The following is a 23,306-nucleotide window of genomic DNA, read 5'->3' on the forward strand; positions in this document are numbered from 1 at the left end:
CGCACGTTTGACGTTCTCAACTTCTTCACGATCGTGTTATCAACTTCTTCACCGAATCGGGGAGGGGACGCCTCATCCTGCGCTTTCGTGCGCCCGTTCGCTCTTCGCCGCCTGCCGGCGCCCGTCCTCTCCTCGCTGCTCGCCTGCGGACTCGTCGGCGTCGCCGCGCAGCCCGCCCACGCGACGATCTCCGCCGCCACCACGATCGACGGCCCGTCCGCCGACGTGATGGGCGTCGACGGCGTCGCGATCGCCCAGGACGGCACCGGCGGCATCGTCTACCGCAAGCGCGTCGACGGGCGCACCCACATCTTCGTCAGCCGCTACGTCAACTTGAGATGGCAGGCGCCGCAGCGCGTCGACGTCGGGCAGAAGTTCGACTCCTCGTGGCCGGCGATCGGCGCCGGCAACGGCGGCCGCCTCGTCGTCACCTGGATCCAGCAGTACGGCGGCGGCGTCCAGAACCGCATGTACTCGGCCTCGCTCGACCCGGGCGCCTCCAGCTTCCAGGCGCCGATCGCGATCGACCTCGACGTGCGCGAGGGCCTTGACGCCTACCCGTCGCTGTCGATGGGGCCGGGCGGCGTCGCCTACCTCACCTACCGCGTCGTCTATCTGCGCCAGAGCCCGACGCTGCCGCCCGGCACCGTCGACGCCGACATCCGCGTGCAGCGCTACTCCGGCTCCTTCTGGTCGCAGCTCGGCCAGCCGGTCGACCGCATCCAGAGCCAGCCGCAGGTCGCGCCGACCGCGAACAACGGCCCGCAGATCCGCAGCGACGGCAACGGCAACGCGGTCGTCGCCTGGATCGAGCCCGACGACGAGCTGGTGCCGCGCGCCTACGCGCGCCGCGTCTTCGGCGCGGTCCTCGGCAACGTGCTGCCGGCGAGCCCGACGACGGTCGACGGCAAGCCGCTGCGCAACGGCGTCGACCAGATCTCGCTCGCGGTCGCGCCGTTCGGGGAGACGATCGTCGGGATGCGGCAGCTGGGTGAGGCGCAGAGCGCCTGGACCCGCTCGCGCGCGCTCGTGAACATGCTTCCGTCGACGCTGGTCGAAGGCGCCGGCAGCTTCCTCGGCTTCAGACCGGTCGACGGCGGCGGCGCCGACGGCCCGGCTGCCGGGCTCGGCACGATCGACGTCGCCGTCGACGACGCGGGCGGCTTCGACGCCGGCATCTCGCTCGACGCGCAGGCGCTCGACGTGCCCGGCGACGAGACGACCGTCGGCACCCCGTCGCGACTCGACGACGGCTCGCCGCGGAGCGCGCCGAACCCGCTCGTCGAGCGCGGCACCGAGGGGTCGCTCGCAGCCGCCTGGACGGTCGACCAGGGCGGCACCGCCGGCGTCGGCCTGTTCGAGCGCCGCGCCGACGGCACGCCCTTCACCCGCATCGTCTCGGGCGCCAGAGGCGGCGCCGTCAGCACGCTGCGCTTCGAGGGCTCCTCCTACGGCGGCGCGCTCGCCGGCTTCCTGCAGGGCAGAGAGGACGGCAAGCAGGTCGTCGCCGCGTCGATCGACGCGCCGCCGGTCGACTTCCTCGTCTACCCGGGCTCCGGCTGGACGCGGGCGAAGACCGTCAACGTCTCGTGGGATCGCGCGCGCAGCTCCTCGGGCGGCGTCACCTACGCGCTGCAGATCGACGGCGAGGACGTCGCGACCGGGATGACGACGCTCAGCCGCACGGTCAGAACGGCCGTGATCGGCGACGGCAACCACGAGATCTCGGTGATCGCGACCGACGCCGCTCAGCAGACCACGACCAGCCTCGTGCGCCGCCTCAGAATCGATCGCACCGCGCCCGCCGCGCAGATCGGCAGACGCGGACGGCGCGCGGTCCGGGTGACGGTCAGCGACGGCGTCAAGTCGGAGAGCTCCGGCGTCGCGAGCGTCGCGATCGCCTGGGGCGACGGCAGACGCGGCAAGGGCCGCAGAGCGACCCACCGCTACAGAAGAGCCGGTCGCTATGCGATCAGGGTCACGACCAGAGACAAGGTCGGCAACCGCAGAACCGTCGTCAAGAAGGTGGTCGTGAGATGAGACGCGCCGTGCTGATCGCGCTCGCCGGGGCCGGCGTCGTCGCCGGCGCGCTGCCGGCCGCCGCGAACGCCGCCTGGAGCGACCCGCAGCTCGTCTCGGTCGACAACGGCCGGCTCGAGCAGGCCGACGGCCCGACGACCGCGGTCGACGTCTCCGCCGACGGCCGCTGGGTCGTCTTCCAGACGCGCGCGACGAACTTCTTCGCCGACGACGACGCCGACGCCCCGGGCACGATGCGCCGCGGCGGGATCTTCCGCTTCGACCGCACGACCGGCGCGATCGCGCTCGTCGCCGACGGCGACCTGCTCGACGACGACAGCGGCGACACGCTGCTGCGCGGTGCGACCGATCCGTCGGTCAGCGACGACGGCCGCTTCGTCGTCTTCGCGACGGCGCAGCAGCTCGTGCCGCAGGACGACAACACCAACATCGACGTCTACCGGCGCGACATGTCGGTGCCGCTGAGCGCCGACCGCGCCGGCGGCGGCGCCTACACGCTCGTGTCGGCACGCGACGGCGGCGACGAGCCGGCCCATTACGCCGCCGGCCCTGAGCCGGTCGCCAGCGGCGACCCCGGCGCGAGCGTCTTCGCCGGCCAGTCGCTCAGCGCCGACGGCCGCTTCGTCGCCTTCCGCACGACCGAGCTCGCCTCCGACCTGCCCGCGCTGCAGACGACCGATGCCCCCGGCGGCAGCGTCTTCGTGCGCGACATACAGCAGCAGCGCACCGTCGCCGTCAGCGTCAGACTCGACGGCAGCGGCAGCGCCGGCGGCGCGCTGCCGCCGGTCGTGATGAGCCGCGACGGCAGCACGGTCGCATGGGTCGGCGAGGACGGTCCGCAGCAGACGCCGATGCTGACGGGCGAGTCGCTCGACATGACGCAGCGCTACTACCTGTGGCGCCGCTGGGACGACGCCGGCGCGAGCACGCGCCGCATCACCGGCCTTGCCGATCCCGACGACAGCGCCTGCCCGCCCGGCGGCGGCATCAGCTTCAACCCGGTCGCGACCGGCCCCTGCTATGGGCCGCTGACCGACGCCGAGGGCAGCTTCGGCGACATCTCCGGCCGCGCCCCGGCGCTCAGCGCCGACGGCTGGACGGTCGCCTACCTGACCGCAGCCGGCGCCCGCCCCGCGGCCGCCGACGACGGCTACCTCGACGTCTTCATCACGTCGATGCGCCCCGGCCTCTCGCGCAAGGCGGCGACGACCGTCGTCACGAAGGGCACGACCGCCAACAACGCGCGCGCCAACGGCGACGTGCAGTCGCTCTCGCTGTCGGCCGACGCGAGACGCCTCGCGCTCGTGACGGCGCGGCGCGAGTTCCTGCCGCCGGCGCCGACGCTCGTCAGCCCGGCGCGCACCTCGCCGCCGACCGCCAACGAGCTGTACGTCTTCGACCTCGGCGCGGGCGGCCGCATCCGCCGTCCGCTGATGCCCGGCGGCGGTGAGATCGACGGCAGCGTCGACCCCAGCTTCGCGCTGTCGGCCGACGGCCGCACCGTCATCTTCCTCACGCGCGCCGGCAACCTCATCTACGGCGACGCCAACCAGCAGCCGGACGCCTTCGCCGTCACCGAGACCGACGACCAGCTGACGGCGCCGCCGCCGGTCGGCCTCGGCGACGACCCGGTCGACGTCGACCTCGACGGCGATGCGCAGTTCGGCGCGCGCGCGACCTCGCGCAGAGACGGCGCGCTGGTGCTGCGCGTGACCGCTCCGGTCGCCGGCGCGGTCAGAGCGATCGCCAGAACGATCGCCGTCAAGGCGACGCCGAGACGCGGCAGAAGAGCGGCCAGAAGAGCGGTCAAGGCGCGCCAGGTCTCCTCCGTGCGCGGCAGCGCGAGCAGACCGGCGACGGTCAGATTCGTGCTGTCGTTGAGAGGCAGGGACCGCTCGCGGGTGCGTTCAGGGAGACCGCTGCCGGTCCGTGTCACGGTGACGCTGACGCCGGCGACGAAGGGTGAGAGAGCCCGCAGAGTGACGGTGTCGGGGACGTTCCGTGTGCCCAGAAGAACGGCCGCGTCCAAGAGCAAGGGCTCGAAGAGAGCTCAGAAGAGAGGGTCGACTCGTTCCCGGTGAACGAGGCGTGAACAGAGTGACATCAACCTGTGAACCGACGTTAGGAATCCTGTGAAGGACCCTGGCGAGCGCGGTTCGTGCAGGTGAGAGTCACTTCGCCTCTACGGCATCGTTTCGACGCGAAAGGACCACCCTTCTCATGGCAACACCTGAAGCGGCACACGTGCTGCGCCGGACGCTCCTCGCGGGCACCGCAGTCGCCGCCCTCGGCGCTGGTGCACTGGCCGCCCAGGACGCGCAGGCGGCGTTCTCCCTCAACAGATGCCAGGGCGCCAGCGGCGTCGTCGGCCGAGGTGCTTCGTTCCAGAACACCCTGCACTCGAGATTCAAGACCTTCTTCGAGACCTCGAACGGCTGCAACGGCAGCCCGACGGGGCCGACGTACACCTCGACGGGCTCCGGCGACGGCCGCGCGGCGATGGGCGCGGGCGGCGGCGACCTCAGCCTCAGAGCGGGCGAGCGTCTCGCCACGGTCTCGTTCGCGGCTGCTGACGAGGCGCCGACGCCGGCGCAGGTCAAGCTGATGAACGACGGTCCGACCGCGAACACGGCGGACGACGGCGTCGTCCACACGATCCCGATCGCGACGGGCGCCTCGGCGTTCATCCTGCACGTCCCCGAGGGCTGCAGCATCTCGGCCGTCACGAACAAGACCAACGCCGCCGACGGTGCCTACAACGGCGCGACGACCGGCGACAGAGCCGACAACTTCACGCAGCGCGTGCGCGTCACCAACAGACTGATCGAGGCCGCCTTCGGCGGTGACTCGAGCGCCGCGACGTGGGGCCAGATCGTCCCGAGCATCAGCGGCACCCCGACGGGCATCCCGTCCGGCGACCAGACGAACGTCGGCGTCGCCAGCTGCGCCAACGTCCCGGTCCGCCGCATCGTGCGTCAGGACTCGTCCGGCACGACGTACGGCTGGAAGGCGTACCTGAACCTGATCGCCCCGTCGCGCAGATGGACGGGCGACGTCTACGGCGCCACCAACACGAGATGGCCCGCCGCTGGCGGCTCGGGCGTCGGCACCGTCGTCGCTGCCGCGACCGGCACCGACTGCACCGGCACCGACCGTCTCTGCTCGCCGACCGCCAGAGGCGGCGGTGCGCTGGCGAGACTGGTCGCCTCGACCGACGGCTCGATCGGCTACGTCGACCTCGCGACCGCCCGCAGCAACGGCTTCGAGGTCACGCCGGCTGCCTCTGAGGCCGCGAAGGACTACACCTACTGGTCGCCGCTCGAGGTCATGAGCGGCTCGAGAGCCGGCAGCTACGCCGAGCCGACGGTCTTCGCGACGTCGCACGTCGCCGGTGGCGACAAGGGCGCCGCCTGCGCCACCGCGCCGATCAGCGCCGGCCCGGCCGCCAGCGCCGACCCGACCCTCGGCGACTGGTCCAACGCCTACGCCGCCGGCGGCGACGCCTACCCGGCCTGCGTCGTGACCTACGCGCTGGCGTGGGACGACAACGCCCCGGTCTACGGCAACACCGCTGACGAAGAGGCCAAGGCCCGCACCGTCAAGGACTACCTCTCGCTGATCGTCTCCGACGCCGGCCAGACGTTCCTGCTGACCTCGGACTACTCGGCGCTGCCGACGCAGACGCAGACGTGGGCGCGCACCGGCGTCGACGCGATCAACTGGAACAAGTCGACGACCGTCGTCGACCCGCCGAGAGAGAACCCGCCGGTTGTCAACCCGCCGGTCGTCAACCCGCCGGTCGTCAACCCGCCGGCTCCGGCCCCGGTCAGCAACTCGTTCTCGATCCCGTCGAGCAAGACCGCTCCGACGCTGCTCACCTTCACGGTGCAGCTGCCGGGCGCGGGCGCGCTGAAGGCGACCGCGACGACGAAGGTCGGCAAGAAGAACGTCAACGCTGGCTCGGCCACCGGCTCCGTCAGAGGCGCCGGCAGAGTCACGCTGAGAATCAAGCTGTCGTCGGCCGCCAAGAAGGCGCTCGCGAGAGCCAAGAGCAAGAAGATCACGGTGAAGGTCGCCTTCACCTACACCCCGACGGGTGGCACGGCCAAGACGGTGACGAAGAACGTCACGGTCAGAGCGGCCAAGAAGCCCGCCAAGAGAAAGGCCGCCAAGCGCTAAGACGCCCGGCGGAGCTGTAAAGGCAGGCCGGCCTCGCCGCAGTCGCGGCGGGGCCGGCCTTCTTCCATTCCCACACCCACAAGTGCAGGACCGCGTGACCGACGATCAACAGGCCCCCAAGCAGGACCCCCAGCCCGACGGCGAGCGTCCGCTGGGCACCAGACGCGCAACCCGCGCCGACGGACTTCCGAGAGCGAGAGTGCGCTCCGGTCTCGCCGAGCGCAGAAATCCCGTCGCGGTAGCGCTGCGCGATGGCTCCGCGCGCGTGCTGAGATTCCTGCTGAGAGACCTGTTCGCGCTCGGTCTGATGATCGCGGCCGTCGCGATCGTCATCCTCTTCTTCACGCTGCTCGGAGCGACCAAGCCCTCCAGCAGCGGCACCGGCGTCCCGCTGAGCCAGATCTTCACGCTCGCGAGAGCGAGAACGATCACGGAGGCGACGCTGCTGGACCAGGACAACCGCGTCCAGGTCCTGACCAGAGACGGCTCCGAGTTCTGGTCCGCGTACCCCAGCTCCGGCGCCCAGACGCAGCTGATCTCGACGACGCTCGAGAGAGGCGGCGCGGTCGTCGCCGTCAAGCAGCAGCCGGGCAAGGCGCAGCTGGCGATCGTCGTCCAGTTCCTGCTGCCGATCCTGCTGCTCGTCTGCCTCTTCGCGCTGTTCATGCGGATCGGCCAGGACGGCGGCGCCGGCGGCATCGCCTCCTTCTCCAACTTCACCGGCAGAGGCAAGAAGAAGGGCAAGGGCACCGCCCACAAGGTCACGTTCGCCGACCTCGCCGGCGTGCCCGAGGCGGTCGCCGAGCTGGCCGAGATCCGCGACTACCTCGACGACCCCTCCAGATACCTGGAGCTGGGCGCCGCGGCGCCGAAGGGCGTGCTGCTGGTCGGTCCTCCCGGCACCGGCAAGACGCTGCTTGCGAAGGCCGTCGCGGGTGAGGCGAACGCCGCCTTCTTCTCGCTGTCGGGCTCGGACTTCGTCGAGTCGCTCGTCGGCGTCGGCGCCGCCCGTGTGCGCGACCTGTTCGCGAAGGCGCGCAGAATGTCGCCGGCGATCATCTTCATCGACGAGTTCGACGCCGCCGGCCGCAAGCGCGGCGCTGGCATCGGCCAGGGCAACGACGAGCGCGAGCAGACGCTCAACCAGCTGCTGGTCGAGATGGACGGCTTCAGCGGTGACGGCGGCTTGGTCGTGATGGGCGCCACCAACCGCCCCGACATCCTCGACCCGGCGCTGCTGCGCCCCGGCCGCTTCGACCGCCAGATCACCGTCGACACGCCCGACATCCACGGCCGCGCGGAGATCCTCAAGCTGCATGGCGGCAAGCGCCCGATGGGCCCCGACACCGACCTCGACGAGATCGCCCGCCTGACGCCCGGCTTCTCCGGCGCCGAGCTGGCCAACGTCGTCAACGAGGCCGCCCTGCTGACGGTCCGCGCCGGACAGCGCGAGATCACGCAGAAGCTGCTGGAGGAGTCGATCGACCGCGTCGTCGCCGGCCCCGCCAAGAAGCATCTGCTGACCGAGCGCGAGCGCTGGATCATCTCGATCCACGAGTCCTCGCACGCGGTCGTGACCGAGTCGATGGGCACCGGCGCGACTGCGCGCAAGGTCTCGATCGTCGCCCGCGGCCGCACGCTCGGCACCGCCGCGCACATGCTCACCGACCGTGATCAGACGATCATGGAGGAGCCCGACCTCGTCATGCAGCTGGTCGCGATCCTCGCGGGCGCGGCCGGCGAGCGGCTGGAGTTCGGCCACCTCTCGACGGGCGTCCACGACGACCTCCACGAGGCGACCTCGCTGGCGCGCTCGATGGTGACGAGCTTCGGCATGTCCGAGGAGCTCGGCCCGGTGACGATCGGCGAGAAGGCCGGCGAGGTCTTCCTCGGCGCCTCGCTGCAGGAGCTGGGCTCGGTCGGCCCCAGAACGCTCGACATGATCGACCTCGCCGTCGAGCGGCTCGTCAAGGACGCGGAGCTGGTCGCGCGCGCGATCCTGCGCGAGAACGTCTCCGCCGTCCACGAGACCGCGCAGGCGCTGCTCGAGCACGAGACGCTCTCGGGCGTCGCGCTCGAGGCCGTCCTCTCGACTGTCACGAACGTCGATCCCGAGGAGTTCCCGCAGCTGCTCGAGCGCGAGCGTTCCTCCCGCTGATGAAGGGCTGCGCCATGCGAGTTCCCCGTCGGCGGACGTCGGCCGCGCCGCTGCGGGAACTCGCGCTCGGGCTGCTGGCGGCGGTCTCGCTCGGCGCTGTCGCGGCAGCGCCCGCGGCGGCTGAGTCGAGCTGGCGGCTGGAGCAGCCGGCGCCGCCGGCCGGCTCGCCATACAAGGTTCCGCTCGGCCGCCCCGGCGACCTCTCCTGCTGGTCGGCGACGCGCTGCCTGCTGGCGATCGAGGGCAACGCGGTCGTCGCGCGCGGCCTCTACAGCTACGACGGCGTCGAGTGGAGACAGCTGTCGACCGTCTGCGGCGGCCCCGCCGACACGACCCGCATCGCGTGGGCGAGCGCGACCGAGTTCTGGGTCGTGACGACCCCGAGCCTCCCGCGCAGCGGCGGCGGCCTCGGCCTCTGCCGCTTCCGCGACGGCCAGGTGATCGCCTCCTACTCGACCGCTCCCGAGAGCCCCGATCCGTTCCGGGCGATGACGGCGGCCGCCTGCAACGGGCCGAACGACTGCTGGTTCGCCGGCGTCGGAGCACAGGACCCCTCCGGCCAGCGGGTCGGCGCCTACCACCTGCGCTGGAACGGCGAGACGCTGACCTCGACCTACGCGCCGCAGGGGCGTGGCGTCAGCGACCTGATCTTCGCCGACGGCCGCTACTGGGAGACGACCTACGTCGGCATCCAGCGCGAGGACCGCACGAGCAGAGTCACGCTCGCCGAGGAAGAGGCCTTCCCGTATCTGATCCACACGATCGACGGCGCCGGCTTCCACAACGAGCTGTTCGGCGGCGGCGCGCGCGTCGGCGTGCCGCTCGACGGCACCGAGCTGCTCGCCGCCGACGCGGCCGGTGGCGCGCCCTGGTTCGTCGGCGGCGGCGCCTCCTCCGGCCCGTCCGCGCCGGAGGAGGGGATCGTCCCGCGGCCGCCGCTGGCCGCGCGCAAGGACGGCAACTGGTACAGCTCCGTGCAGATCGACGAGAGCCAGTTCGGCGACCAGGACCGCTTCACCGACGTCGCCGCGCTGCCCGGCGGCGGCTCCGCGTGGGTCGCCGTCCAGGCCTTCCGCGACCGCGTCTCGACGACCGCCCGTGCGCGCGTCGCGCTGCTGCAGGCCGACGGCACGACGAGCGTTCAGCGGCTTCCCGCCGGCGGCGCCGGCCGCGGCTCGGCCGCCAGAATCGAGTTCACCAGCGCCGACGAGGGCTGGATGATCACGAACGCCGGCTGGCTGTTCCACTTCACCGACGGGCACGCGCACGCGCGCGACACCTCGCCGGCCTTCTCGACCGTGATCGGCTACCGGCCCAACGAGGCGATCGCGCAGTCGATCCCGGACCTGCCGCCGGTCGACGACTCGCAGCTGTTCGCGCCGCCGGCCGTCGAGCCGGAGCCCGAGCCCGGTCCGCCGGTCACGAGAACGCAGAGAATCCCGGCGCTGATGACGAAGATCAGCAGACCGAGAGTCGACAAGAGACTGCGTCTGCACCTCTCGTTCACGCTCCGCCGCAAGGCCAGAGTCCAGCTGCAGGCCTACCACAAGCGCAAGCTCGCGGCGCGCACGAAGCTGCGCGTCCTGAGACCCGGCCGCCACACGCTCGTCTTGCAGCTGTCGCGCAAGAAGTGGCCTGACAGACTGAGATTCCGCACGATAGAGAGCAGAGCGAGATGAGCCGCATCAGCCGCCTCGCCATGGCCGCGCTTGCGCTCGCGGCCGTGGCGACCCCCGCCCGCGCGCTCGCCAACGAGGCGCAGCCGGTGCTCGGCTTCGCCGACCGTCAGACGACGATCATGGGCGCCGCCAGCGAGGGAGCGCCCGGCGAGACGTGGGCCTTCCGCCTGCTGCCGCTCGGCACGCCGCCGCTGCTCGACGGCAGCGGCCTGCTCGGCTTCGGCCAGGTCACCAACGCCGCCGCGCCGGCGCCGCAGCTCGTCTTCGGCCGCGCGACCGACGACAGCGGCGTCTGGTCGCCGGTGCAGACCCCGGTCGACGAGAACGGCGCGCCCTACCGCGGCCCGCAGCCGAACGTCGCGACCGCGCGCGTGACCGCCCGCGGCGGCGGCGTGCTGGTCGGTCGCGACAGCAGCCGCGACAGCGGCAGACAGGCGGTCGTGCTCGTGCGCGACGGCGTCGCCGACAGCGCCGCCGGCGGCCGCTTCAGACCGCTGCCCGCACTGCCCGACGGCCTCGCCCAGCCCGACGAGACGATCGCGCGCGACGAGGGCTCCGGCACCGTCCCGATCGCCGCCTACGACGAGCTCGGCGGCGCCGCGCCGCGCACCGGCGTCTTCCTGCCGCTCGTCGGCGCGGCCGTCGAGAGCGGCATCGCACACTGGGACGGCAGCGCCTGGACGCGCGAGCCGATCGAGCTGCCGACGACGCCGGCGCCGGTCAGCTTCAGAGTCGTCGCGCTCGCCGCCAGCGGCGCCGACGACGCCTGGATGCTCGCCCGCACCGAGGCCGACCGCGGCGACGGGATCCTCCTGTTCGCACGCGTCGACGACGCCAGAGGCGTCCGCTGGGTCCCGCAGGACCTCGGCACCGCCGCTGCCCGCTTCTCCGTCGCGACGACGACAGCCGAAGGGATCGAGCAGGTCGCGCCGCTCGACGGCGAGGCGCAGCAGCCGCTGACCGCGGCCGTCGACGGCGTCTGGATCGACGGCTCGATGAGACTGTCCGGCGGCCTCCAGCGTGACTTCACGCTGCGCTACGGCAAGAGCGCCAGAAGAGTGATCGGCAGCTGGTGCGACGCGACCGGCACCGACGGCGCCGCGCTCTGCGACACGCCGCTGGAGTTCAGATTCGGCCGCCGCGCCGGCTACCGCTCGTTCGCGTTCGCGGGCGACGGCTATGGCCGCCGCGTGATCACCAACCCGCTCACGCCCGACGGCGACGACACGACCAACGCGGGCAGCTGGGAGAGCTTCGACGGCAGAGCGTTTGCGCGCAACGCCGGCGCCGGCGGCAACTACGCCGCCAGCGGCGGCTTCGCGACGCCCGACAGAGGCTGGATCGAAGGCCCGGTGCAGGTGACCGACGCCCCGCGACCGGCGCGCTTGGCCGACTGGCCGGTGTCGCTGCGCTCGCCGCTGCTGGCGATCGCGACACAGCCGGGCGGAGCGCGCGGCTCGCTCGCCAGCGGCGCGCTCGCCGTCGGCGCAGGCGGCGCCGTCGCCCGCTACGCGCAGGCGACCGGCTGGCAGCGCGAGTACCTGCTGACCTCGACCGGCGCCGTCAACGCCGCGACGCTGCGCGGCATCGCCTGGCCCGAGGCCGGGCGCGCGTACGCCGTCGGCGACCTCGGCGCGATGTGGCTGTGGCGCAGCGAGACCGGCCTGTGGGAGAGAGACGCAGCCGCCCCGATCGCCTTCGACGGCAACCTGATGGGCGTCGCCTTCGACCCGGCCGATCCGCAGCGCGGCTACGCCGTCGGCCGTGACGGCGTGCTGCTCGCCTACGGCAAGACGTGGACGCAGGAGACGCTGCCGGCCGGCTTCGAGAGAGCCGACCTGACGGCCGTCGCGTTCGCCGGCCGGCAGGCGCTCGTCGTCGCCGACGGCGACCTGCTGCTCAACGACGGCGACGGCCGCGGCTGGCGCGTCGACACGAGCCTCCACGCGCTGCTGGCGCAGGCCGCGGCGAGAGCGCGGCTGGTCACCGTCGGCGCGCTGCCCGACGGCGGCGCCGTCGTCGCCGGCGCGGGCGTCGTCTTCGCGCGCGACACGGCCGGCGGCGGCTGGCGCCCCGCCGCGGCGCCGCTGCCGAGCTCCTCGGTCGTCGCCGTCGCGCCGCTGCGCGTCGGCAACAGCGTCAGAGCGATCGTCTCGGTCGTGCCCGACAACGAGTGGCCGCCGCCGACGATCCTGCCGCCGCCCGACCCGGACGTGCCCGATCCGCTGCTGCCGCCGTTCCAGCTCGCCGGTGACGGCTACGTGCTGCGCGAGACCGACAGCGGCTGGCGCGACGAGCAGCGCGCCGCCTACGCCGGCGTCAGCAACGACAAGCCGGAGAAGGCCGATCCGATCGCCGCCTTCGCGCTCGATCCCGCCAGCGGCGACGGCTGGGCCGTCGGCGGCTGGTCGGGCTACTCCGACAACGCCGGCCGCGGCACCTCCGCCAGCGGCATCGGCGCGACCGTCCGCGACCGCACGCAGACGGTCGCGATCGAGCGCTACTCGCGCGACGGCACCCCGGCGGCGGCGCCGTCGAGCGGCGACGCCGCGGTCGCGCTCGACCCGACCGGCGTCACCTTCGCGGTCGCCGGCCACGCGACCTGCGACGGGCCGTGCGCGCTGCTCGCGGGCGGCGGCCTCGGCCCCGACCGCGCCGTCAGCGCGCTGCTCGACGCGCTGCGGCCGATGGCCGGCCAGGCCGGCAGCCCGCGCGCGCTGCTGTACACCGGCGGCCGCCTGCCGACGACCTCGACGACGCAGACGCCGGCCGCCGACTCGACGCGGCTGGCGGGGATGCTGTCGCAGGCGTCGCTGCCGGTCTTCGGCACCGTCTCGGCGGCCGACTCGCTCGGCGACACGGTCGGCGGCTTCCGCGCGGCCTACGCGGCGCTGCCGGCGCCGTTCGGCACGGCCGCCAAGCCGGCCGGCGTGCTGCCGGTCGGCAGCAGCGACAGCTCGCTCGGGACCCGCACCCACTACGCCTTCGACTCCAGCGGCGGCAACGGCCTCGTGCGCGTGATCGTGATCGACAACTCGCGCGGCTCGCTCGCCGCCTCCGATCCGTACCAGGTGCCGCTCGAAGCGCAGGAGCAGTGGCTGTGGACGACGCTGCGCGACGCCAGATCGCAGGGGATCCCCGCGATCGTCGTCGGCAGCCGCGACCTCAACACCCGCTTCGTGCCGTCCAGCAACGTCGCCGCCGACGGCGACGCGATCGCGAAGCTGCTCGTCGACGAGGGCGCCAGCGCCTACCTCTACGAGCGGCCGGAGGAGCAGCGCGTCTCGCAGATCCCGGCCGGCGGGACGACGACGATCCCGGCCTACGGCACGGGCACGCTCGGCTACCGCTCGCCGATCGCCAACGCCGTCGGGCAGGACCAGGCCGACGCGCTCTTCGGCGACAGCGGCTACCTGCTGATGACGGTCGACGTCGCCAGACGCGACCAGACGACCAACCGCGCGCCGGTCACGGTGCGGATGGAGCCGCTGATCAAGCGGCTGTCGCTGGCCGCGGTCGACGGCACGCTGCTGCGGCGCTCGAGACCGGCGCTGTTCCAGGGGCTCGGCCGGCGCCCGCTCGGCGGCGACCGCTGGGGGCCGATCTCGGCCTCCGACGGCTCCCCGAACCCGACTGGCTCGGACCCGTACATCGCCTTCCCGGCGGCGCTCTGCCAGCAGGCCAACTGCGGCACGCGCGTCACGCCCGACTACAGATTCACCAGCTCGGACCCGGACATCGCCGACTTCGTCGCGGTCGACCCGAACACGTCGAACCTGCGCAAGCCGCTGCAGACGAGAGACGGCAAGACCGTGACGGACTCCCGCTCCGGCCTGCTGTGCGCCTTCAACCCGGGCAGAGCGACGCTGACGGTCAGCGCGGGCGGGATGTCGTACTCGCAGGTCGTGACAGTGCAGACCGGCTCGGTCCAGCAGCCCTGCGGCACGCGTCCGCTCGACCCGGCCCGCTTCAGAAGAGAGACGGCGCCGAGCGAGAACACGACGCCGCCGCCGTCGCTGGCGCCGACGCCGGTCGTGAACGCGAGCCCGTCGCCGGCGCCGCCGCCCCCGCCGCCGATCGTCCCCGCGCAGATCCCGCCGCCGGTCGTCAGAGCGACGCCGAGAGCGCCGAGACCGAGACCGGCCGCGATCCCGTTCGTGCCGCCGCCGCTGATCCCCGGCGAGGTGCCGTTGCAGCCGCCGACGCAGCGGCCGATCGTCGGCGTCTCGCCGCCGCCGCCGACGACCTCGTTCACCTCGCCGACGCCGCCCGGCGGCGCGACGATCCGCGTGTACGAGGAGAAGAGAGAGGAAGAGGTCGCGCCCGAGTCGTCGCAGGCGTTCGCGCGCTACGACCCGGACGAGCACGTCCCGCTCGCGCCCGCGCTGCTGGGCGTCGCGATGCTGGCGGCCTTTGCCGGCACGGCGCTGACGCTCGGCGTCCGGCGGCGTGACCGCAACGGGCCGCGCCGCGTCGCGCCGCTGACGGCGACCGCGCGCGCACGTGCCCGCGCCGACCAACGACAGAGCCCCATGAGGAGGCGCCGATGATGGAACGACTGAACAGAAGTGCCGGCTTCGCCGCCCTCTTCGTGGCGCTGCTGGCGCTCGTGCTGGCGGTGACGGTGCCGGCGCTCGCGCAGAAGAGCAAGCCGAAGAAGGCCAGAAAGGCCACCACGGTCACGCTGGTGAAGGGCAAGATCCCCGCCAGATACCTGCCGACCGCGCCGCGCGCCAAGCGCGCCGACCGGCTCGGCGCCGACGGCGCCACGGCCGAGTCGCTGAAGGGCAGCTGCGCGCCCGACACCGTCGACCTCGGCACCTGGTGCCTGTCGTCGGCGCTCTACCCGCTGCAGGACGACGAGGTCGGCAAAAACGACTACCTGTTCGCGACGCAGAAGTGCGTCGACCTCGGCGGCTGGCTGCCGACGGCGGCGCAGCTGGTCGGCGCCGCGCCGCGCGTCAAGCTCGCCTCGACGATCGACGACAGCCGTCTGACGGCGACGATCGACCTCGACGCGTCCGACGGCATGAAGGACCGCCGCGAGATGTCCTCGACGCTGATCACGACCGCCGCCGGCGCCTCCTCGGCCGGCTCGCAGGGCGTCACCGACGGCTCCAAGGGCGACCCGAAGACGGGCGAGCCCGACCCGGTCACGCTGCCCGCCAACCCGCTGCCGGAGACGCTCCAGTACGTGACCGTCTACGACAACAAGGACAAGGGCGGCTTCGCCGGCAGCAAGCCGGTCAGCGCCCCGGAGAGCTTCCGCTGCGCCTACGCGAAGGTCGAGGGCGCCGAGTCGAGAGAGATCGGCTGACGCGCCGCACGCCTCGCTAGTCTGATGAGACGCCCGCGCTCTGTTGCCGCCGCGCACGGGCTCCCGTCATGCGTCTCGTCCGTCTGCTCGTCCCACTGCTGCTCGCGTCCGTGCTCGTCGCGGCGACGACCCGTGGGCACGAGCAGCATGCCGCCGGCGCCAGGCTGGCGAGCGCCGCGCAGCTGCCCGCGGCGCTGACGCCGGCGCCCTTCCCGCAGCCGGCGGCGACGCCGGCCGCCGCCCGCGCGCGGCAGCGCGACACGGCGCTCGCCGGCGCGGCCCGCGCCGGCGCCGACCTGCTCGTCGACAAGCGCCACGGCCTGCCGGCCGGCTATCGCCCGCGCGACCTCGTCGTGCCGCGCGTCGCCTTCCTCGGCGGCGTGCCGGAGGAGCGCCGCAGCCTGCGGCGCCCCGCGGCGCGCGCGCTGGAGCGGCTGTTCGCCGCCGCCCGCCGCGACGGCGTGCCGCTCGCGGGCGTCTCGGCCTACCGCTCCTACGTCTCGCAGCGCGACCTGTTCGCCGGCTACGCGAGCGAGCGCGGGGCGGAGAACGCCGACCGCGTCAGCGCCCGCGCCGGCCACAGCGAGCACCAGACGGGGCTCGCGATAGACGTCTCGGGCGCCGACGGCCGCTGCGCCGCGAGCCGCTGCTTCGGCGCCACGCACGCCGCCCGCTGGCTCGCCGCGCACGCGCCCGAGCACGGCTTCGTCGTGCGCTACCCGCGCGGTCGCGAGCGCCTCACCGGCTACGAATGGGAGCCGTGGCACCTGCGCTGGGTCGGCGTGACGCTGGCGCGCGAGGTCGCCAGCAGCGGTCGTACGCTCGACCAGCTGCTGACGGTGAGATCGCCGGTGCAATAGGCGATCCCACCATCATCTCTCAGGCTCGACCTGAGGCTGAGGGTTATCTGATCTGGACGCCGGAGATCGCGCGTGCGATCACCAGCCGCTGGATCTCAGAGGTGCCCTCGAAGATCGTGTAGATCTTCGAGTCGCGGTGCATCCGCTCGACCGGGAACTCGCGCGTGTAGCCGTTGCCGCCGAGGATCTGGATCGCCCGCTCGGTGACCCAGACCGCCACCTCGCCGGCCTTCAGCTTCGACATCGACCCCTCGGCGTTTCTGAACGGGATCTGGTTGCGGCCCATCCACGAGGCGCGCCAGACGAGCAGGCGCGCAGCGTCGATCTCGAGCTTCATGTCGGCGAGCGCGAACGCGATCGCCTGGTTCTCGATGATCGCGCGGCCAAACTGTCTGCGCTCTCTGGCGTAGTCGAGCGCGTACTCGTAGGCGGCGCGCGCGATCCCGAGCGCCTGCGCGCCGACGGTCGGCCGCGACGCCTCGAAGGTCGCCATCGCCGCCTGCCCGCGCGACTTTCTGCCCTCGCGGGCGCGCGCGAGCTTCTGGTCGAGCTTCTCCTTGCCGCCGAGCAGGCAGGAGCCCGGGACGCGGCAGTCGTCGAGGAAGACGTCGGCTGTGTGCGAGGCGCGCAGGCCGTGCTTCTTCAGCTTCGTGCCCATCACGAGGCCGGGCGTGTTCGGCGGGATGATGAACGACGCCTGGCCGCGCGAGCCCAGCTCCGGGTCGACCGAGGCGACGATCACGTGGACGTTGGCGATGCCGCCGTTGGTCGCCCACGCCTTCTGGCCGTTGAGCACCCAGGTGTCGGTCGCCTCGTCGTACTTGGCGCGCGTGCGCAGGGCCGAGACGTCGGAGCCGGCGTCGGGCTCCGAGACGCAGAAGCAGGCGATCTTGGGATCGTCGGCGGTGCCGAAGCACTGGGGGATCCACTCGCCGATCTGCTCGCCGGTGCCGTTGGCGAAGATGCCGGCGGCGGCGAGGCCGGAGCCCATGATCGCCATGCCGATGCCGGCGTCGCCCCAGAACAGCTCCTCGTTGACGATCGGCAGCGACAGGCCGGTCGGGTCGGCGAAGAACTGCGCCAGGCCCTCGAAGCCGTAGAGGCCGATCTTCGCGGCCTCCTGGATGATCGGCCAGGGCGTCTCCTCGCGCTCGTCCCACTCGGAGGCGGCGGGGCGCACGACGTTCTCGGCGAAGCCGTGCACCCAGTCGCGCACGTCCTTCTGATCCTGCGTCAGCTCGAGCGAGAAGGCGGCCTCGGCCGTCTCCTCGGGTTCCGTGATGGCTTCCATGAGACGCCAGCGTACCGTTGAGCCCGCGCCCGCTCGCCGGTTGCGGTCAGCCGGCCCAGCCGCGCGGGACCGGGCGGCCGAAGCGGAAGCGCTCGTCAGGGTCGTATCTCGCCTTCAGCCGCCCCAGCCGCGCGCGCGTCGCGGCCGGGAATGCCTGCTCCAGCCGCTCCGGCCCGGTCTCCAGCTCGCCGAGGAAGCTCGGCAGCGGCGGGCCGGCGACGTGCGGCGCGAGCGCCTGCGCAAGTCGCGCCAGCTCCGCATGCGCGGCGGCGCCGGCCGGGCCGGGCGGGACGACCGTCTCGGCGTGGAAGAGGAACTCGCCGGCGGGGCGCGGGATCGGCCCGGCGTCGGCGCCCGCCCGCGCGAGCGCGCCGCCGAGGTGGCGCAGCTCGGCGATCACGAGCGGCCGCTCGCCCTCCGCGGTCTCCGCCAGCAGCGCCTGCAGCTCCGGCGTCAGCGTCGCGACGACCTCGGCGTGGCCGGCGGCCGGCATCGGGTCGACCGGATCCATCGCGATCGTGCCGAGGTCCTCGGGCAGCAGCGGGCGGAAGCTGCCGGCGAGTGGCGCGCCGAGCGTCCGCAGCGGCGCCAGCAGCGCCTCCGCCGCGGCCGCGTCGCGCTGCACGCAGGCGGCGATCGAGACGGCGGTGAGGCCGCGCAGCGGCTCCGGCACCTCCGGCAGCGGCGGGAAGCGGACGACGGCGACCGAGCTGGTGACCTCCTCCGGCGCGGTCGCGGCCCAGTCGGCGTAGGCGGCGATCGCCTCGGCGGCGCGCGCGCCCGGGTACAGCACCATCCCGCCGAACAGCTCCGGCGTCTCGATCAGCTCCAGCTCCAGCGCGACGACGACGCCGAAGGCGGAGGCGCCGCCGCGCAGCGCCCAGAAGAGGTCCGGCTCGGCCGCCGCCGTGACGCGCAGGTGGGTCGCGTCGGGCAGCACGACGTCGAGCGCGCGCACGCTGTCGACGGCGAGGCCGTGTCTGCGCGCGAGCCAGCCGAGCCCGCCGCCGAGCGTGTAGCCGACGACGCCGACGTGCGGGTTGAAGCCGAGCAGCGGCGCCAGCCCGTGCGCGGCCGTCAGCGGCAGCACGTCGGTCCATCTGGCGCCGGCGCCGATCCGCGCGATCCGCAGCACCGGGTCGACCTCGACCTGCGTCAGCCGCCCGGTCCGCAGCAGCAGCCCGCCGTCGCAGGCGACGCCGGTGCCGTGGCCGGTCGACTGGACCGCGACCGGCAGCTGCTGCTCGTGCGCGAAGCCGAGCGCCGCGACGACGTCGTCGCCGTCGGCCGCCTCGACGACCAGCGCCGGCCGCTGCTCGAAGGTCAGGTTCCAGCTCGCGCGGAGCGCGTCGTAGCCGGCGTCGGCCGGCGTCGCGAGCGTGCCCTCGAGCTGACCCCGCAGCTCGTGCACCGCTGTCGCGTCGGGAGTGGGTGAGGCGGTTGTCATGGCGGTCACCGTACGGTTGCCGATGGCCGCCGGCATCGGGGAACACCCCAGAGCCCGCCCCGGGCACAGCGATCGACTGCGTTAGTCCACCTATACATGTGGCATGCTCGCTGCTCGGCGCGCCGGTCCCTAGGCTCGCCCGTGACCACGAGGAAATGGGGAGCGATGGGACCACTCCAGGAGCGGTCGCGCGGGCCGCTGCGCCTGCTGCTGCCGCTGCTGCTCGCGCTGCTGCTGCCGGCGCTCGCGAGCGCCGGGGCACGGGCGGCGACGCTCGGCGGCATCGTCACGAAGCAGAACGGTGGCGAGAGACCGGTCGCGCTCGCGGGCGCGACCATCACCGCCGCTGACGCGAGCAGCGGCACCGCGGTCGCGACGACGACGAGCGACCCGCTCGGCGGCTACCTGCTGACGCTGCCCGCCGGCGACTACGACGTCGCCGTCACCGCTGCCGGCCGTGAGCCGGTCGCGCGCAGAGGCGTCGCGGTCAGCGGCGCGGCGCAGCTCGACACGACGCTCGTCCCGACCGGCTGGGGCCGCGTCTTCGGGACCGTCGCCGACGCCGGCGGGCTCCCCGTCGCGGGCGTCACCGTCGGCTTCCTCTACCGCTCCGGCGCGCCCTCGACCGTCAGCGACGCCAGCGGCCGCTTCTCGCTCGCGGTGGCGGGCAGCGGCGACCGCTGGCTGGAGCTGTCCGGTGGTCCGGCCGCCACTAGCTGGAAGGTCGACGTCGACGGCGGTGCCACGGCCGGAGAGCAGCGCGAGCTGACGATCAGCGTGCCGCCGATGACGACGCTGACCGCGCGCGTGCTCGGCAACGGCGACAGCCCGCTGGCGGGCGTCCCGGCGCAGCTGCCGGAGCTGCGCGTCGACGCGCCCGTCGGCAGCGGCTTCACCGGCACCTTCTCCAACGAGCTGCGCGAGGGCGTGACCGACGCGAACGGCGAGTTCAGCGGCCAGGTGCTGTTGCATGGGACCGGCTTCCTGAGCGACGTGGTCCTCGCCGTCCCGGACAGCGACACCTTCTACTGGCAAGGCGGCGTCCAGCCGGGCTCGATCGACGGCCCGACGGTGGCGACGCTGCGGCTGACGAGATTCGGCTCGCTGAGCCTGCACATACGCGACGCGGACGGCCAGCCGATCGACGGCGGCGCCTGGAGCGACGAGGGCGGCTGGGTCTACGGCAGCGACGTCGGGGTGAGACGGTCGGAGGGCGCTCACGACCTCACGATCAGACCGAAGACGCTCGGGAACCCCGCGCCGTGGATCTTCACCTCGGATGCATATCCGTTCGCCGGCGCCCACGAGGAGACGCTGAGACTGCCGGCGGTGACGCCGAGCACGATCCGCGTCGTCGACGACAACGGCGACCCGGTCGTCGGCGCGAGCGTGACACCGCCCGTCTTCGAGGTCGTTTGGGGGCCGAGCACGATGCCCGGCACGCTGACGGTCCCGCTCAACAGACTGCGGACGACGAACGCGAACGGCGAGATCACGGTCGACACCTACGCCGGCATGACCGCGGATCCGGGGACGCCCGGGCTCGTCGTGCCGCCGGCCGGCCTTGGCTACGGCTCGGAGCAGGAGTTCACGGTCACCGCCGTCGGCGGTACGACGACGGTCGTCGTGCCGCGCGACCTCGTCCACGTCGACGGCACGGTCTTCGACCCCGACGGCGATCCCGTCGCCGACGCGAGATTCCTCGTCCCCGGCGGCTTCGAGACGACGACGCTCGCCGACGGCAGCTTCGCGCTCGACGTGCCGGCCGGGACGGCGGGCTTCCAGCTGTTCGTCGCCGGCGGCCGCTTCGACGCGACCGCGGCCGTCTTCGACGACGACACGACGCTGACGTTGAGACTGCCGAGACCGGTCCGGCTGAGCGTCGAGGTGACCGGCGACGGCGGCAGACCGCTCGCGGGCGCGAACGTCAACCTCGTGCTGCTGCGGGCGGCCGGACTCGATCTCGGCGGCGGCCTCCTGGCAACCGGCTGGACGTCCGAACGCAATCTGACGACCGACGCCTCCGGCACGGCCGTCTTCCCGGTCTTCGCAGGGAGCGTCCGCTACCTCGGCTCGAGAGGGATCACCGTCACCGGCCCGGCCGGAACGACCTACCTCGCGCAGAGACCGGCGCTGCCGGCGTTCGCCGCTGACGAGACGGTCGCCGTTCAGCTGCTGAGACCGGACCCGTCGGCCGCGCCGCCTGCCGAGGAGCCGCCCGCCGAGGAGCCGCGGGTGGAGGAGCCGCCCGCCGCTGAGCCGCCCGCCGCCGCGCCGGTGATCCCGCCGCCGGCCGCCGTCCCGCCCGTCGGCACCCCGCCGGCCGCCGTACCGCCGGCCCCGGCGCGGCAGCAGCAGCAGGCCAGACGCGCGAAGGCGAAAGCGAGAGCGAGAAGAAGATCGAGAGCGCCGCACCGGCGCGGCCACACACGGGCGAGACAGCGCCCGCGGCGATCGGCGCCCGCGCCGAGAAGAGCCGCGCGCAGAACGAGAGGGCGCGGCACGCGCCGCTAGAGCCAGCCGCGCTCCTCGGCTCTGCGGATCGCCTCGATCCGGCTGCCGGCGCCGAGCTTGCCGATGATCGCCGAGAGGTGGTTGCGGACGGTGCCGGGGGAGAGGTGGAGCGCGCCTGCCAGCTCGGCGATCGTGCCCTCCGTGCGGGCCGCCGCGAGCACCTCCCGCTCGCGCGCGGTGAGCGGGTTCTCGCCAGCGCTCAGCGCGGCGGCGGCGAGGCCGGGGTCGACGATCCGCTCGCCGGAGACGACGCGGCGGATCGCCGCCGCCAGCTCGCTCGCGGGCGCGTCCTTGAGCATGAAACCGGCGGCGCCCTCCTCCATCGCGCGGCGCAGGTAGCCGGGGCGGCCGAAGGTCGTCAGGATCACGACGCGGCAGTCCGGCAGCGCCGAGTGGAGCGCCGCGGCGGCGTCGAGGCCGGTCATCCCCGGCATCTCGATGTCGAGCAGCGCGACGTCGGGGCCGGTCGTCGCGGCGGCCGCGACGACCTCGTCGCCGCGCCCGACCTCGCTCACGACGACGATGTCGTGCTCGAGCCCGAGCAGGCTCGCAAGCGCGCCGCGGACCATCGCCTGGTCCTCCGCCAGCAGCACGCGGATCATCGCGCCGCGCCCTTCAGCGGCACCGACACGGCCAGGCGGAAGCCGCCCTCCGGCAGCGCCGCGGCGTCGATCTCGCCGTCGAGCTGCGCGGCCCGCTCGCGCAGCCCGTCGAGCCCGTTCCCCGGGCCTCCCGGCCCTCCGCCGTTGCCGGCGACGCCGCGCCCGTCGTCCGATATCTGAGCTCGCGCGACGCGGCTGCCGTTCGCGCCCGCGGGCGCGATCTCGATCTCGCAATGGCGCGCGCCGCTGTGGCGGATCACGTTCGTCGTCGCCTCGCGCACCGTCCACGCCAGCAGCGTCTCGACCGCGGCCGGCAGCTCCGCCTCGCCGCGCTCCAGCCGCAGCTCGATCCCGGCTGCGTCGAGCGCCATCCGCGCGCCCGCCAGCTCGCCGGCGAGCGTCGGTCTGCGGTAGCCGCTGACGGTCTCGCGCACCTCGCCGAGCGCGTCGCGCGCGACCCGCTCCAGCTCGCCGACGTGGCGCTTGGCCTCGCCGGGCCGGTCGGGCAGCAGGCGGCCGGCCAGCTCCGCCTTCAGCGTGATCACCGAGAGGCTGTGGCCGAGCAGGTCGTGGAGGTCGCGCGCGAACCGCTCGCGCTCGGCCTCGATCGCGAGCTGCTCGATCCGCTCGTGCGCGCTCGCCAGCTCTATGTTGGCGGCGATCAGCCGCCCGAGCGCGAGCATCAGCGCGCCGACGCCGAGCGCGCTGACGCCCCACGAGAAGGCGTCGGAGGCGCCCTCGTGGAGGTTGAGCCCGATCGCCAGCGCGACGAAGACGAACAGCAGCGGACCGGCCTGCTGCGGCGGCAGGTGGATGCCCGTCAGCACCGAGCAGTAGGTGAAGAGGATCGCCCACGCCGGCGAGACGACGATCGTCAGCACGACCCCGCAGGCGACCATCACGGCGATCCCGGCGTAGAGGCGGTTGCGCTGCCGGCAGCCGGCGACGCCGCCGATGTTGCCGACGTAGGCGACCATCGCGGTCGGGAAGAGGACGACCGTCAGCGCGACTCTCCACGCCGACTGGCTGCTGGTGGCGGTGTCGATCAGCGGGATCGCGAGCCACGCCATCCCCAGCAGCACGCCGATCAGATGTCTGCGCGGCGTGTCCTGCGCGTCGTGGAACGGTCCGCCTCTGGCCGACAGGGGCATTGGTCTCACTGCCATGATCGAACCACAGTACGCAGCAGCTTCCGCGCGCGGAAGTGGCGGCCGTCCGG

General features: G+C 73.5%; 13 protein-coding genes. 9 read left to right on the forward strand and 4 right to left on the reverse strand.

The genetic code is table 11. The features are described from left to right. The first annotated feature begins 87 nt into the window (after positions 1 to 87). From Q7L73_RS08410 to Q7L73_RS08445, 8 genes are all read left to right on the forward strand, one after another. Complete coding sequence (locus tag Q7L73_RS08410; RefSeq protein WP_304688444.1) at positions 88 to 2,040, forward strand: PKD domain-containing protein; 1,953 nt, start codon at positions 88 to 90, stop codon at positions 2,038 to 2,040. Continuing rightward, positions 2,037 to 4,121 carry a hypothetical protein gene (locus tag Q7L73_RS08415; protein WP_304688445.1) on the forward strand — a complete coding sequence of 695 codons (2,085 nt, stop codon included), beginning with the start codon at positions 2,037 to 2,039 and terminating at the stop codon, positions 4,119 to 4,121. Before Q7L73_RS08410 ends, Q7L73_RS08415 begins: the two co-directional genes overlap by 4 nt. Positions 4,122 to 4,260: 139 nt before the next feature. Beyond that, positions 4,261 to 6,219, forward strand: a complete 1,959-nt coding sequence (locus tag Q7L73_RS08420) for a hypothetical protein (protein WP_304688446.1) — start codon at positions 4,261 to 4,263, stop codon at positions 6,217 to 6,219. A 94-nt stretch (positions 6,220 to 6,313) separates the two neighbouring features. Further along, positions 6,314 to 8,377 carry an ATP-dependent zinc metalloprotease FtsH gene (gene ftsH / locus Q7L73_RS08425; RefSeq protein ID WP_304688447.1) on the forward strand — a complete coding sequence of 688 codons (2,064 nt, stop codon included), beginning with the start codon at positions 6,314 to 6,316 and terminating at the stop codon, positions 8,375 to 8,377. 14 nt (positions 8,378 to 8,391) lie between these two features. Beyond that, positions 8,392 to 10,056, forward strand: a complete 1,665-nt coding sequence (locus tag Q7L73_RS08430) for a hypothetical protein (protein ID WP_304688448.1) — start codon at positions 8,392 to 8,394, stop codon at positions 10,054 to 10,056. Then, the gene (locus Q7L73_RS08435) at positions 10,053 to 14,606 is read left to right on the forward strand and encodes a hypothetical protein (protein WP_304688449.1); all 4,554 of its coding nucleotides are present in this window, start codon (positions 10,053 to 10,055) and stop codon (positions 14,604 to 14,606) included. The genes Q7L73_RS08430 and Q7L73_RS08435 overlap by 4 nt, the downstream gene beginning before the upstream one ends. Then, positions 14,606 to 15,373, forward strand: a complete 768-nt coding sequence (locus Q7L73_RS08440; RefSeq protein ID WP_304688450.1) for a hypothetical protein — start codon at positions 14,606 to 14,608, stop codon at positions 15,371 to 15,373. The genes Q7L73_RS08435 and Q7L73_RS08440 overlap by 1 nt, the downstream gene beginning before the upstream one ends. Before the next feature lie 68 nt (positions 15,374 to 15,441). Beyond that, a complete protein-coding gene (locus Q7L73_RS08445) occupies positions 15,442 to 16,233 on the forward strand; it encodes a M15 family metallopeptidase (protein WP_304715518.1) in 792 nt (263 codons plus the stop codon). A gap of 43 nt (positions 16,234 to 16,276) precedes the next feature. Here Q7L73_RS08445 and Q7L73_RS08450 read toward each other — a convergent pair whose 3' ends face one another. Beyond that, complete coding sequence (locus Q7L73_RS08450; RefSeq protein ID WP_304696163.1) at positions 16,277 to 17,524, reverse strand: acyl-CoA dehydrogenase family protein; 1,248 nt, start codon at positions 17,522 to 17,524, stop codon at positions 16,277 to 16,279. A 46-nt stretch (positions 17,525 to 17,570) separates the two neighbouring features. Then, a complete protein-coding gene (locus tag Q7L73_RS08455) occupies positions 17,571 to 18,971 on the reverse strand; it encodes an FAD-binding oxidoreductase (RefSeq protein WP_304696161.1) in 1,401 nt (466 codons plus the stop codon). Between the two features lie 165 nt (positions 18,972 to 19,136). Here Q7L73_RS08455 and Q7L73_RS08460 point away from each other — a divergent pair, with 165 nt between their 5' ends. Beyond that, a complete protein-coding gene (locus Q7L73_RS08460; protein ID WP_304696159.1) occupies positions 19,137 to 21,485 on the forward strand; it encodes a carboxypeptidase-like regulatory domain-containing protein in 2,349 nt (782 codons plus the stop codon). Here Q7L73_RS08460 and Q7L73_RS08465 read toward each other — a convergent pair. Both Q7L73_RS08465 and Q7L73_RS08470 read right to left on the reverse strand, forming a co-directional pair. Further along, positions 21,482 to 22,087 (reverse strand): response regulator transcription factor, encoded by a 606-nt coding sequence (locus Q7L73_RS08465; RefSeq protein WP_304696157.1) that lies wholly within the window; start codon positions 22,085 to 22,087, stop codon positions 21,482 to 21,484. The two genes, Q7L73_RS08460 and Q7L73_RS08465, sit on opposite strands and share 4 nt — an antisense overlap. After that, on the reverse strand, positions 22,084 to 23,253 hold the full coding sequence (locus tag Q7L73_RS08470; RefSeq protein ID WP_304696155.1) for a sensor histidine kinase: 1,170 nt from the start codon (positions 23,251 to 23,253) through the stop codon (positions 22,084 to 22,086). The genes Q7L73_RS08465 and Q7L73_RS08470 overlap by 4 nt, the downstream gene beginning before the upstream one ends. Between the last annotated feature and the right edge of the window lie 53 nt (positions 23,254 to 23,306).

The organism is Conexibacter sp. CPCC 205762 (assembly GCF_030646155.1).
Lineage (GTDB): Bacteria > Actinomycetota > Thermoleophilia > Solirubrobacterales > Solirubrobacteraceae > Conexibacter.